We start from the raw sequence: 13,443 nt of genomic DNA on the forward strand, positions 1-13,443 counted from the left end.
TGTATTTTCAAACGAGTTGGACAATCAGTCGGCTTGTGCTGCTTCTGCCGGCTTGACTGCTTCTTCGTAAGAGACCGCTTTGTCGGTCACCTTAGCCTTCTGCAGAACAGTATCCACAACTTGTTCTTCCAGCACAACCGAACGGACTTCGTTCAACTGCTGGTCATTCTTGTAGTACCAAGCCACGACCTGCTCAGGCTCCTGGTAGGCCGAAGCCATTTCCTGGATCATTTCGCGAACGCGGTCTTCGTCAGGCTTGAGGTCGAACTGCTTGACCACTTCAGCCACGATCAGGCCCAGCACGACGCGGCGCTTGGCTTGCTCTTCGAACAGCTCGGCCGGCAGTTGGTCAGGCTTGATGTTGCCACCAAACTGCTGAACAGCTTGTACGCGCAGGCGGTCCACTTCGTTGGACAGCAGAGCCTTAGGCACTTCGATCGGGTTGGCGGCCAGCAGACCGTCCATGACCTGGTTCTTGACCTTGGACTTGATGGCCTGGCGCAGCTCACGCTCCATGTTCTTGCGAACTTCGGCGCGGAAACCTTCGATACCGGTTTCCTTGATGCCGAACTGGGCGAAGAACTCTTCGTTCAGTTCTGGCAGCTTAGGCTCGGAAACACTGTTGACAGTCACGGTGAACTCGGCGGCTTTGCCAGCCAGATCCAGGTTCTGGTAGTCAGCAGGGAAAGTCAGGTTCAGAACACGCTCTTCACCGGCTTTAGCGCCAACCAGACCGTCTTCAAAGCCCGGGATCATGCGATTGGAGCCCAGTACCAACTGGGTGCCTTTGGCCGAGCCGCCAGCGAAGACTTCGCCGTCAACCTTGCCTACGAAATCGATGTTCAGTTGGTCTTCGTTCTGGGCAGCGCGATCGGCCACTTCAAAACGGGTGTTCTGCTTGCGCAGGATTTCCAGCATGTTGTCCAGGTCGGCATCAGCCACTTCGGCGCTCAGGCGCTCGATTTCGATACCTTCGAAGCCAGCGACGGTGAACTCTGGGAACACTTCGAATACGGCAACGTATTCCAGGTCCTTGCCAGCTTCCAAGGACTTAGGCTCGATGGAAGGCGAACCAGCCGGGTTCAGCTTTTGCTCGACAACAGCTTCGTAGAAGGAAGCCTGGATCACGTCACCTACGGCATCTTGACGCGCGTCAGCACCAAAGCGGCGCTTGATTTCGCTCATCGGCACTTTGCCTGGACGGAAACCAGCGATCTTGGCCTTCTGGGCAGTCTGCTGCAGACGCTTGTTGACCGCAGTCTCGATGCGCTCTGCCGGCACGGTGATGCTCATGCGGCGCTCGATAGCAGTAGTATTTTCAACAGAAACTTGCATGGATATTCCTCGTTGCACAGACGTTAGCCGGCCGTTTCCGACCCAAGAATCAAGGGCATGCATTCTAGTGGGTCAAACTCAAGAAGTCACCCTACTGAAAACGGGTTAAAAAACAGCAGGCATTTTACAGGTACGAATGCACGAATGCTCCTCGCCCCAGTGACAAATACAGCCAATCACGCCAGGGCTCTGTACCAACCCTTCTATATATAGAAGAAGCTGCCAACCATCTCCCTGGCTGCCAACCTTGCGCACAAGGCCGGCGGGTAGTACGGCATCATCGAGAAACAAAAATACGACGAAGCGCCCACCCCTGCGACCCAGAACCTGCAGTCGCCGAATACGTAAACCGCTAAAACAAAAAAGGCGCCAGACTGTTAAATCTGGCGCCTTTCGGAATATGGGGTGGACGAAGGGGATCGAACCCTCGACAACGGGAGTCACAATCCCGTGCTCTACCAACTGAGCTACGCCCACCATATTGCGTGACAAAGAAGCCAATCGCCTTCTCTGTTAAGCACCAACCCAGCCCATGGCAAGGGTGACGCTGTATTTGGTGCGGATGAAGAGACTCGAACTCTTACGCCTCGCGGCGCTGGAACCTAAATCCAGTGTGTCTACCAATTCCACCACATCCGCGGCTTGAAGCTTTTAAAACAAAGGCGCCAGACCGTTAAATCTGGCGCCTTTTGAAATATGGGGTGGACGAAGGGGATCGAACCCTCGACAACGGGAGTCACAATCCCGTGCTCTACCAACTGAGCTACGCCCACCATCTTGCGCTACTTGTGCCAAAGCTGCCTAATGGCGCACCCGGCAGGACTCGAACCTGCGACCATCCGCTTAGAAGGCGGATGCTCTATCCAGCTGAGCTACGGGCGCCTGATTAATCTGTACTCTTGGAGGACTACAAACTAAATGCTTCCAGCCTCACACAATAAAACCACTATTGCGCTCGACCTTCTTAACCAGTGCTAGGCTGTGCCCGACAAGTGCGACGAATAGTATAGACGCCCCCAGGGGCCGTCAAATCTTTTTTGAAAAAAATTCATTTTATTTAAGGGGTTAGGGGAATTTGCAGACCAAGCGCCTTTGCCCTCACGTCCTGGCGTGCGAGAATGCGCGCACTTTTCCTCCCCCTCTCGATGGTTAATCACGCGTAATGACTGCACAACTTATCGACGGCAAATCAATCGCCGCCAGCCTGCGCCAGCAGATCGCCAAACGTGTCGCCGAACGTCGTAAGCTTGGCCTGCGCACGCCGGGGCTCGCGGTGATCCTGGTCGGCAGCGATCCTGCCTCCCAGGTTTATGTCTCGCACAAGCGTAAAGACTGTGAAGAGGTCGGCTTTGTTTCCAAGGCCTACGACTTGCCTTCCGACACCACCCAACAGGCGCTGACCGACCTGATCGACGGCCTCAACGACGATCCGAACATCGACGGCATCCTGCTGCAATTGCCGCTGCCGGAGCATCTGGATGCCTCCCTGCTGCTGGAGCGCATCCGCCCCGACAAAGACGTCGACGGTTTCCATCCTTATAACGTCGGTCGCCTGGCACAGCGTATCCCCCTGCTACGCCCGTGCACGCCAAAAGGCATCATGACCCTGCTGGAAAGCACCGGCGTGGACCTGTATGGGCTGGATGCGGTAGTCGTTGGCGCTTCCAACATTGTTGGCCGCCCGATGGCCATGGAACTGCTGCTGGCCGGCTGCACCGTGACCGTCACCCACCGCTTCACCAAGGACCTGGCAGGCCACGTCGGCCGTGCCGACCTGGTAGTGGTCGCCGCCGGCAAGCCGGGCCTGGTCAAGGGCGAGTGGATCAAGGAAGGCGCCATCGTGATCGATGTCGGCATCAACCGCCAGGAAGATGGCAAGCTGGTGGGCGACGTGGTGTATGAAACCGCCCTGCCCCGTGCCGGCTGGATTACTCCGGTGCCGGGTGGCGTAGGCCCGATGACCCGTGCGTGCCTTCTGGAAAACACCCTGTACGCGGCCGAAACGCTGCACAGCTAATAACCCGCCGCACTAAAGAAGCCCTGCCTTATGGCGGGGCTTTTTATTGCCCGCAAAAAAAGTCGTTTTTTCTTTGTTTTTAAGAGCTTTCGTCTGGTTTTAGAAGAACATTCGACAGTTTCTGGCCCATACTAATAATATGTAACATCATTTTTCATAAAGCCGGTCGCACCCGGTATTTTTCTATCTTTTAGCGAGTCCATCCGCGTGAATATTCGTCTCTCTCTCGTCAGCCTGTTCTTCGCATTCGCAGGCACTGTCGCCAACGCCAGTGAAACCACCCTGGCCCCACGGGATACCTCGCAGCTGCATATCGCTTCGGGTAGCGCGATGCTGGTGGATTTGCAAACCAACAAGGTGATCTACGCCAGCAACCCCGACGTAGTCGTGCCGATTGCTTCCGTCACCAAATTGATGACCGGCATGGTGGTGCTGGACGCCAAGCAGAACATGGACGAGTACATCTCCATCAACATCAGCGACACCCCGGAAATGAAAGGCGTGTTCTCACGGGTCAAGCTCAACAGCGAGATGCCGCGCAAGGAGATGTTGCTGATCACCCTGATGTCCTCGGAAAACCGTGCCGCTGCCAGCCTGGCCCACCACTATCCGGGCGGTTATGCCGCATTTATTGCCGCGATGAACGCCAAGGCCAAGGCCCTGGGCATGAACAGCACGCGCTATGTCGAGCCCACCGGCCTGTCGATCCATAACGTGTCCACCGCCCGCGACTTGAGCAAGCTGGTGCAAGCCGCGCACAAATACCCGCTGCTCACGCAACTGAGCACCACCAAGGAAAAAACCGTGTCGTTCCGCAAGCCCAGCTACACCCTGGGCTTTTCCAATACCGATCACCTGGTCAACCGGGCCAACTGGGATATCAAGCTGACCAAGACCGGCTTCACCAACCAGGCCGGCCACTGCCTGGTGCTGGTGACGAGCATGGGCAATCGTCCGGTATCGCTGGTGATCCTCGATGCTTTCGGCAAGTTCACGCACTTTGCCGATGCCAGCCGCATCCGCAAGTGGATTGAAACCGGCAAGAGTGGCTCGGTGCCGGACGTGGCCCTGCAATACAAGGCCGACAAGAATCTCAAGGCCCGCCAGACCGGGGTCGCCCAGTCCCATTGATACACGATTGGCAGGTACAAAAAACGGCGCCCTCGGGCGCCGTTTGCTTTATGGCTGCTTCGGTCTTTCGGCCATCACCTTGAGTGCCTGGGCTGCCGCCTGCTCCTGGCCGGCCTGGGCGGTTGCGTTAGCGGCCTGCTGCCACCGCCCCGCATCCAGATTGGCCGGCAACTGGCTTGGGCGCTGGACCAGCACCGCCCACTGCCCGGCGCTGTTCCAGGCGGACTCGAAGTCGCTGAACGCCACCGGGCGTCGCCGGTCCCTTGCGACTCGCAGCAATACCGTACTGTTCTGCTGGTTAAAGCCCACCAGTACCGCATAACGCGGCTCGGCCCAGAGTGTCGAGCCCTCGGTGATGCGCACCATCACCGGATACCCCGCCGCCACCTGCGCCAACAGCGCGGTTAGCTTGGCATCCAGCGGATACACCAGCATCCCGTACTCACGCGCCAGTATCTGCATATTGCGCTCAAGGTCCGCTTCCCCACCCGGCAGGTGCAATGGCTTATCCAGCAAGCCCGGTGTAATCACAATGCCTTGTTGCGACAGCATGCTGGCCAAGGCGGCTGGGCCACCCTGGTAGGTGTCGCCACGAAACGCCGGCACACCGTTGAGCTCTACACGTTCGGGCAGACCGTGGATTTTCGAGGGGGTGGGATGCCCGGCACACGCGGCCAATCCGAGGACGCAGGCAGCCACCAGCGAGGATTTTTTGAGACTCGACCGTAAACGCAACTTCTTCACTCTCTTGATCATCTGCGGGCTGGGGCGTTGATCATAGGGCGCTCTTGGACGCCGGTATAGCCTTGGGCAGCAGTAAAAAGCCCGGGATAGAGCAAACAAGTTGGACGGACACGACCATTGGTCAATAGCACGCAACCGGGAGGCAGCTAGACTGTCCATTGCAAAGACAGTGTGTGCCCTGCACAGGGCAAAAGGAGGCACTCATGAGCCTGACAACCACGATTTTCCTGCTGGTGCTTGGCTGGCTGGCCGTCGCCGGCGCCATGTTGTGGGGGGTATTGCGCGTGACCCGCCGGCATCATCATCCACAGCCCAAGGCCGCGACACGCGCCAAGGCCCATAAGCCTGTCGCCCATCACGCCTGATAAATAATGTAGGAGCCGGCTTGCCGGCTCCTACATTATTTATCAGGCCACCCGCTTGTTGGCCACGGCCGCCGAAGCCGCCACCATCGCCCGCAGCAATACCGCGCACCCCGCCGCCAGGTCATCCGGCGCCGCGTTTTCGATCTCGTTATGGCTGATCTCGCCCTCACACGGCACGAATATCATCCCCGCCGGCCCCAATTCGGCAACGAAGATCGCGTCGTGCCCGGCGCCACTGACAATATCCATGTTCGACAGGCCCAGGCCATTGGCCGCCTCACGTACAGCATCGACACACCCCTTGTCGAAATACAGCGGTGGAAAATCGGCGGTAGGCACCATTTCGAAGGTCAAGCCGTGCTTGGCGCAGGTGTCGTCGATCACCTGGCGCACCTGGGCAATCATCGAGTCCAGGCGTGCCGGCTCCAGGTGTCGGAAGTCCAGGGTCATGCGCACCTCGCCAGGGATCACATTGCGCGAGCCCGGGTAGGCTTGCAGGCAACCCACGGTGCCACAGGCATGGGGCTGATGGCCGAGGGCTGCTGCGTTTACCGCAGCCACCACTGCCGAAGCACCGACCAGGGCGTCCTTGCGCAGGTGCATCGGCGTCGGCCCAGCGTGGGCCTCGACCCCACGCAGGGTCAGGTCGAACCATTTCTGGCCGAGCGCCCCCAGCACCACGCCGATGGTTTTGCGCTCATCTTCAAGGATCGGGCCTTGCTCGATATGGGCTTCAAAATAAGCCCCTACCTTGTGCCCACTGACCGGTCGGGTGCCCGCATAGCCAATCGCATTCAGCGCATCGCCCACCGTGACGCCCTCGACATCGGTTTTGGCCAGGGTGTCTGCCAGGGTGAATTTCTCGGCAAACACCCCGGAGCCCATCATGCATGGCGGGAAGCGCGAGCCTTCTTCGTTGGTCCACACCACCACCTCCAGCGGCGCCTCGGTTTCGATCTGCAGGTCATTGAGCGTGCGCAACACCTCCACTCCCGCCAATACACCGAAGCAGCCGTCGAACTTGCCGCCAGTCGGCTGGGTGTCGATATGGCTGCCGGTCATCACCGGCGCCAGCGCCGGGTTGCGCCCAGGGCGACGGGCGAAAATATTGCCCACGCCATCGACAGTCACGGTGCAACCCGCATCCTCGCACCATTGCACAAACAGATCGCGAGCCTGGCGATCCAGGTCGGTCAGGGCCAGTCGACACACACCGCCCTTGGGGGTAGCGCCAAGCTTGGCGAGGTCCATCAACGACTGCCACAGGCGGTCGCGGTTGATGTGCTGATGGGTCGATTGTAGAACGTCGATGGCAGCGTTCATGGGGATCTCCTCGGGCAATATTTCTTATGATTGACGCGGTCCAACTGTGGGATCGGGCTTGCTCGCGAAGGCGGTGTATCAGTCAATATATCCATCACTGACCCACCGCCTTCGCGAGCAAGCCCGATCCCACAGTTGATTGCATTCCACATCGCTTACAGGGATGTCTTGGCAGCGACCGGGCTGGTTTTGCGCTTGCTGCACAGGCCGTAATACAACACCCCGCCCAACGCCGAACCGGTGAACCAGCCATAGCTGTAGAACCAACTGAATGCATCGCTACCCAGCGACAGCAAGGTCAGCACCACCGGCACGCCAAAGGCGATAAACCCCGCCACATTCCACGCCGGGTACACGTCATCGCGGTACAACCCCGCCAGGTCCAGTTGCTGGCGGCGGATCAGGAAATAGTCCACCACCATGATCCCGGCAATCGGCCCCAACAGGCTCGAATAACCCAGCAGCCAGTTGGAATACACGGTTTCCAGGCTGACATCGGACACGATCAGGCCGAGTTTTTTCAGCAGTTCATGGGCCATCAACGCCAGCCCCACCAGGCCGGTAAGCACCACGGCGGTGGCGCGGTTGATCAGCTTGGGCGCGATGTTCTGGAAGTCATTGGTGGGCGAGACAATATTCGCTGCCGTGTTGGTCGACAGCGTGGCAATGATGATCAACGCCATCGCCACCGCCACCCACACCGGGCTCTGGATGTGGCCGATCAGGGTCACCGGGTCGGAGACGCTGATCCCCACCAGCTTCACCGAGGCGGCGGTCATGATCACGCCCAATGCGGCGAACAGGAACATGGTCAGCGGCAGGCCAAAAATCTGCCCCAGGATCTGGTCCTTCTGGCTTTTGGCATAGCGGCTGAAGTCGGGAATATTCAACGACAACGTGGCCCAGAACCCGACCATCGCCGTCAGCCCGGCCATGAAGTAACCCGTCAGGCTCGCGCCTTCGGGCCGCTTGGGCGGAATCGCCATCAGCTCGCTGAGCGACACATTGGGCAACGCCCACACCAGCAGGCCGATACCCACCGCCACCAGCAGCGGCGCCGACAGGGTTTCCAGCCATTTGATCGACTCGGCGCCACGCAGCACCACCCACAGGTTCAGCACCCAGAAGATCATGAAGCCGATCACCTCGCCGGTGCCGCCCAGGCTCTTCCAGCCCTCGAAAATCGAGCCGAGGAACAAGTGGATCGCCAGCCCGCCGAACATCGTCTGGATACCGAACCAGCCACACGCCACCAGCGCACGGATCAGGCACGGCACATTGGAGCCGAGAATGCCGAAGGATGAGCGCAACAGCACCGGGAACGGAATGCCGTACTTGGTCCCGGGAAAAGCGTTGAGCGTCAGGGGGATAAGCACCACGATATTGGCCAGCAGGATCGCCATCAGCGCCTCGCCCACCGACAAACCGAAGTACGCGGTAAGCACCCCACCCAGGGTGTAGGTCGGTACGCAGATCGACATGCCGACCCACAGCGCCGTGATGTGCCACTTGTTCCAGGTTCGTTCGTGCACCTTGGTCGGTGCCATGTCGTGGTTGTAGCGGGGGCTGTCGAGGACGTCGCTGCCGGCGTCGAGTTCATACAGGCCGTCGCGTTCTATGACTTGCGATCTGTTCTGTTGCATGGCCGCTCCACGGTTTTTTTTAAAATTATTGTTGCTCATCCGGCGCTCAACGCTGGATGGCCGTAGTCCCGCATGGACAACATGACATCACGGACCCGGCCAACCGCCAGCGCACTCAATTACCGTACCGCAAGCCGTCACCCCATCCGTACCGCTTATATAACTGGCTGATGTTTATCAGCTTTATTTTATTTACCGAAAAGTCCCACGGCACTTTCAACGTTACTCAGGCCAAATAACGCAGAAGTTGTCCGAACAATCAGGACTCAATCTGGTGCAACACAATTATTTTTATTACTACCCGCCGTCAAGAGGCAACTCTCAAGCGTCTGATTTGCAATAGGAAATGTTGCTCATATTGGTAACCTGTCAAGTGCGTCAAAATGGTGAATGGACGCTACATTTTGGTGATTTCAGATTTTTATCTATATATTTCAACAACTTAATCTTGATATATGTTTATAAAAAATAATCTTGATCATTCGAAAAACTCGGGCTAGTTTCTATTCCTGTCACCACTGACAAGAATAAATCTTGCACGGTGTGCAGCACTACAACACTTAGAACTGGCATAAGCCGGTCAAGCTTCTGAGGAACTCGGCATGTCTCTGTTGATCCGTGGCGCTACCGTTGTTACCCATGATGAAAGTTATAAAGCCGATGTCTTGTGCGCAGACGGTCTAGTCCGCGCTATTGGCACTGATCTGGATATTCCCGCCGGCACCGAGATACTCGATGGCAGCGGCCAATACCTGATGCCCGGCGGTATCGACCCCCATACCCATATGCAACTGCCCTTCATGGGCACCGTGGCCAGCGAGGACTTTTTCAGCGGTACGGCAGCGGGCCTGGCGGGCGGGACCACGTCGATCATCGATTTTGTGATTCCCAACCCACAGCAGTCGTTGCTGGAAGCCTTTCACCAGTGGCGTGGCTGGGCCGAGAAGTCGGCGGCCGACTACGGGTTTCATGTGGCGATCACCTGGTGGAGCGAACAGGTGCGCGAGGAAATGGCCGAGCTGGTGAGCCATCACGGCATCAACAGCTTCAAGCACTTCATGGCCTACAAGAACGCGATCATGGCCGCCGACGACACCCTGGTCGCCAGCTTCGAGCGCTGCCTGGAACTGGGCGCGGTGCCCACCGTGCATGCGGAGAACGGCGAGCTGGTGTATCACCTGCAACGCAAGCTGATGGCACAGGGCATCACCGGGCCCGAGGCCCATCCGCTGTCGCGCCCCTCACAAGTGGAAGGCGAAGCCGCCAGCCGCGCGATCCGCATTGCCGAAACCATCGGCACGCCGCTGTACCTGGTACACGTCTCGACCCAGGAAGCCCTCGACGAAATCACCTACGCCCGCGCCAAGGGACAGGCGGTCTATGGCGAAGTCCTGGCCGGGCACCTGCTGCTGGACGACAGCGTGTACCAGCACCCCGACTGGCAGACCGCTGCGGGCTACGTGATGAGCCCGCCCTTCCGCCCACGCGGGCACCAAGACGCGCTGTGGCGCGGCCTGCAATCGGGCAACCTGCACACCACCGCCACCGACCACTGCTGCTTCTGCGCCGAACAAAAGGCCGCCGGGCGTGACGATTTCAGCAAGATTCCCAATGGTACCGCCGGCATCGAGGACCGTATGGCGCTGCTGTGGGACGAAGGGGTCAACACCGGGCGCCTGTCGATGCAGGAGTTCGTCGCGCTGACCTCCACCAACACGGCGAAGATCTTCAATCTCTACCCGCGCAAAGGTGCGATCCGGGTCGGCGCCGATGCCGACCTGGTGCTGTGGGATCCCCAGGGCTCGCGAACCATCTCGGCCAAGACCCACCATCAGCAGGTGGACTTCAACATCTTTGAAGGCAAGACCGTACGCGGCGTGCCCAGCCACACCATCAGCCAGGGCAAGCTGGTCTGGGTCGACGGCGACCTGCGCGCCGAGCGCGGCGCCGGGCGCTATGTCGAGCGGCCGGCGTATCCGGCGGTGTTCGAGCAGTTGCGCAAGCGTGCGGAGCATTCCAAGCCAGCCGCGGTGAAACGCTGACATCGCCGATCGCAGGCAAGCCAGCTCCCACACTTGATCGGGTTCACACAGTTCAAATGTGGGAGCGGGCTTGCCCGCGATGAGGCCAGTGCAAACAACAAAAAAATCAATGCCCGCCAGAGGCAAAAAAAACCGTGAGGACACTACCGTGATCCAGACCCTGAACCACCTCCCCCACCCCGACGAAGACAAGGCGACCCTCGCCAGCCATTTCACCGACCTGGCACCGCCCCTCAACGCTCGCCAGGCGCACCTGGAAGCCTCGCGCTGCCTGTATTGCTACGACGCACCGTGCGTCAACGCGTGCCCCAGCGAGATCGACATTCCGTCCTTCATCCGCAACATCCACACCGACAACGTCCAGGGCGCAGCGCAAAAGATTCTCTCGGCCAACATCCTCGGTGGCAGCTGTGCCCGGGTGTGCCCGACCGAAATCCTCTGCCAGCAGGCCTGTGTGCGCAACCACAGCGAAGAATGCGCCCCGGTGCTGATCGGCCTGTTGCAACGCTATGCCATCGACCACGCGCACTTCGAGCAACACCCGTTCCAGCGCGCCGCCCCTACCGGCAAGCGCATCGCGGTGGTCGGCGCCGGGCCGGCAGGTTTGTCCTGCGCCCATCGCAGTGCCTTGCATGGGCATGACGTGGTGATTTTCGAAGCCCGGGAAAAGGCCGGTGGCCTCAACGAATACGGGATCGCCAAATACAAACTGGTGGATGACTTCGCCCAGAAGGAGCTGGATTTCCTCCTGCAGATCGGCGGCATCGAAATCCGCCACGGTCAGCGCCTGGGTGACAACCTGAGCCTGAGCGACCTGCACCAGCAATTCGACGCGGTGTTCCTCGGCCTGGGCCTGGCCGCCAGCAAACACCTGGGGCTGCCCCATGAGGACGCCCCCGGCCTGCTCGCCGCCACCGATTACATCCGCGAACTGCGCCAGGCCGACGACCTCAGCCAACTGCCCCTGGCCGACCGCTGCATCGTGCTCGGTGCCGGCAACACCGCCATCGACATGGCCGTGCAAATGGCCCGCCTGGGCGCGCGCGATGTCAACCTGGTCTACCGCCGTGGGCTTGCCGACATGGGCGCCACCGGCCATGAGCAAGATATCGCCAAGGCCAACCAGGTGCGCCTGCTGACCTGGGCCCAACCCGACACTGTGCTGCTGGACGACCAGGGCCAGGTACGCGGCATGCGCTTTGCCCGCACGCGCCTGGAAAACGGCCGCCTGCACCCCACCGGCGAAACTTTCGAGCTGGCGGCAGATGCGATCTTCAAGGCCATCGGCCAAGGCTTCGACGACCAGGCCTTGCACGACCCACTGGCCCAGCAACTGCAACGCCAGGGCGAACGGATCTTTGTCGATGCGCAGCTGCAAACCAGCATCCCCGGCGTGTATGCCGGTGGCGATTGCGTCAGCCTCGGGCAAGACCTCACCGTCCAGGCCGTGCAACACGGCAAGCTGGCCGCCGAGGCCATGCACGCTCAACTCATGCTCAATGTGGAGGCTGCGTAAATGGCCGATCTATCGATTGTGTTCGCCGGTATCAAAGCCCCCAACCCGTTCTGGCTGGCCTCCGCACCACCCACCGACAAAGCCTACAACGTGGTGCGCGCCTTCGAGGCCGGCTGGGGGGGTGTGGTCTGGAAGACCCTGGGCGAAGACCCGGCGGCGGTCAACGTCTCGTCCCGTTATTCGGCGCACTTTGGCGCCAACCGTGAAGTGTTGGGTATCAACAATATCGAGCTGATTACCGACCGCTCCCTGGAGATCAACCTGCGGGAAATCACCCAGGTGAAAAAGGACTGGCCGGACCGCGCGCTGATCGTGTCGCTGATGGTGCCGTGCGTCGAAGAGTCATGGAAAAACATCCTGCCGCTGGTGGAGGCCACCGGTTGCGACGGCATCGAGCTGAACTTCGGTTGCCCCCACGGCATGCCGGAACGAGGCATGGGCGCGGCCGTGGGCCAGGTGCCGGAGTATGTGGAGCAGGTGACACGCTGGTGCAAGACCTACTGTTCGCTGCCGGTGATCGTCAAGCTCACGCCCAACATCACCGACATTCGCGTGGCCGCCCGTGCCGCGTATCGCGGGGGCGCCGATGCGGTATCGCTGATCAACACCATCAACTCCATCACCAGCGTCGATCTGGAGCGCATGGTCGCCCTGCCGATCGTCGGCACCCAGAGTACCCACGGCGGCTACTGCGGCTCGGCGGTCAAGCCGATTGCCTTGAACATGGTCGCTGAAATTGCCCGTGACCCCCAGACCCAGGGCTTGCCGATCTGCGGGATCGGCGGCATCGGCAACTGGCGCGATGCCGCAGAGTTCATTGCCCTGGGCTGCGGCGCGGTGCAGGTATGCACGGCGGCGATGCTGCATGGCTTTCGCATTGTCGACGAGATGAAGGATGGCTTGTCGCGGTGGATGGACAGCCAGGGCTACAACAGCCTGCAGGATTTCTCCGGGCGCGCCGTGGGCAACACCACGGACTGGAAATACCTGGACATCAACTACCAGGTCATCGCCAAAATTGACCAGGCCGCCTGCATTGGCTGCGGGCGTTGCCATATTGCCTGTGAAGACACCTCGCACCAGGCCATTGCCAGCCTCAAGCAGGCCGATGGGACCCACGTGTACCAAGTGATCGACGACGAATGCGTGGGCTGCAACCTGTGCCAGATCACCTGCCCGGTGGCGGACTGCATCGAGATGGTGCCGATGGATACCGGCAAGCCGTTTTTGAATTGGACGCAGGACCCACGCAACCCCTACCGAGAGGCGGTGTAGCCTTTTAAATCGCTATGGCAGGCAAGCCAGCTCCCACATTTGATCGGGTTCA

10 protein-coding genes and 4 tRNA genes are annotated in these 13,443 nt (G+C 59.8%); 6 read left to right on the plus strand and 8 right to left on the minus strand.

What is annotated here, in order from left to right; genetic code table 11:
• Nucleotides 1–24: 24 nt before the first annotated feature.
• From tig to HBO12_RS21300, 5 genes are all read right to left on the minus strand, one after another.
• Entirely contained in the window at nucleotides 25–1,335 is a 1,311-nt protein-coding gene (tig, locus tag HBO12_RS21280) for a trigger factor (RefSeq protein ID WP_029298423.1), read from the minus strand.
• Between the two features lie 401 nt (nucleotides 1,336–1,736).
• A tRNA-His gene (locus HBO12_RS21285) sits at nucleotides 1,737–1,812 on the minus strand.
• A gap of 77 nt (nucleotides 1,813–1,889) precedes the next feature.
• Nucleotides 1,890–1,974, minus strand: a tRNA-Leu gene (locus HBO12_RS21290).
• A 58-nt stretch (nucleotides 1,975–2,032) separates the two neighbouring features.
• Nucleotides 2,033–2,108, minus strand: a tRNA-His gene (locus tag HBO12_RS21295).
• A 32-nt stretch (nucleotides 2,109–2,140) separates the two neighbouring features.
• Nucleotides 2,141–2,217, minus strand: a tRNA-Arg gene (locus HBO12_RS21300).
• Nucleotides 2,218–2,497: 280 nt separating this feature from the next.
• Between HBO12_RS21300 and folD the strand changes: the two genes are divergently transcribed.
• Nucleotides 2,498–3,352 carry a bifunctional methylenetetrahydrofolate dehydrogenase/methenyltetrahydrofolate cyclohydrolase FolD gene (gene folD / locus HBO12_RS21305; protein WP_169954403.1) on the plus strand — a complete coding sequence of 285 codons (855 nt, stop codon included), beginning with the start codon at nucleotides 2,498–2,500 and terminating at the stop codon, nucleotides 3,350–3,352.
• A 207-nt stretch (nucleotides 3,353–3,559) separates the two neighbouring features.
• On the plus strand, nucleotides 3,560–4,483 hold the full coding sequence (gene pbpG, locus HBO12_RS21310) for a D-alanyl-D-alanine endopeptidase (protein WP_169954404.1): 924 nt from the start codon (nucleotides 3,560–3,562) through the stop codon (nucleotides 4,481–4,483).
• Nucleotides 4,484–4,531: 48 nt separating this feature from the next.
• On the opposite strand, the gene HBO12_RS21315 is transcribed toward pbpG, so the two are convergent.
• A complete protein-coding gene (locus HBO12_RS21315) occupies nucleotides 4,532–5,218 on the minus strand; it encodes a peptidase C39 family protein (protein ID WP_169954430.1) in 687 nt (228 codons plus the stop codon).
• Between the two features lie 212 nt (nucleotides 5,219–5,430).
• Between HBO12_RS21315 and HBO12_RS21320 the strand changes: the two genes are divergently transcribed.
• Nucleotides 5,431–5,592 (plus strand): hypothetical protein, encoded by a 162-nt coding sequence (locus HBO12_RS21320; RefSeq protein ID WP_169954405.1) that lies wholly within the window; start codon nucleotides 5,431–5,433, stop codon nucleotides 5,590–5,592.
• Between the two features lie 42 nt (nucleotides 5,593–5,634).
• Here HBO12_RS21320 and HBO12_RS21325 read toward each other — a convergent pair whose 3' ends face one another.
• Complete coding sequence (locus tag HBO12_RS21325) at nucleotides 5,635–6,915, minus strand: Zn-dependent hydrolase (RefSeq protein ID WP_170043140.1); 1,281 nt, start codon at nucleotides 6,913–6,915, stop codon at nucleotides 5,635–5,637.
• A 155-nt stretch (nucleotides 6,916–7,070) separates the two neighbouring features.
• Entirely contained in the window at nucleotides 7,071–8,558 is a 1,488-nt protein-coding gene (locus tag HBO12_RS21330; protein WP_170043141.1) for an NCS1 family nucleobase:cation symporter-1, read from the minus strand.
• A gap of 602 nt (nucleotides 8,559–9,160) precedes the next feature.
• Here HBO12_RS21330 and hydA point away from each other — a divergent pair.
• The 3 genes from hydA (at nucleotide 9,161) to preA (ending at nucleotide 13,391) form a co-directional block, all read left to right on the plus strand.
• Complete coding sequence (gene hydA, locus HBO12_RS21335) at nucleotides 9,161–10,600, plus strand: dihydropyrimidinase (protein ID WP_170043142.1); 1,440 nt, start codon at nucleotides 9,161–9,163, stop codon at nucleotides 10,598–10,600.
• Between the two features lie 148 nt (nucleotides 10,601–10,748).
• Nucleotides 10,749–12,116, plus strand: a complete 1,368-nt coding sequence (locus HBO12_RS21340; protein WP_170043143.1) for an FAD-dependent oxidoreductase — start codon at nucleotides 10,749–10,751, stop codon at nucleotides 12,114–12,116.
• Nucleotides 12,117–13,391, plus strand: a complete 1,275-nt coding sequence (preA, locus tag HBO12_RS21345; protein ID WP_169954410.1) for an NAD-dependent dihydropyrimidine dehydrogenase subunit PreA — start codon at nucleotides 12,117–12,119, stop codon at nucleotides 13,389–13,391. It begins immediately after the preceding gene.
• The last annotated feature ends 52 nt before the right edge of the window (nucleotides 13,392–13,443 follow it).

It is taken from the genome of Pseudomonas sp. WS 5059, assembly GCF_012985525.1.
Taxonomy (GTDB): Bacteria; Pseudomonadota; Gammaproteobacteria; order Pseudomonadales; family Pseudomonadaceae; genus Aquipseudomonas.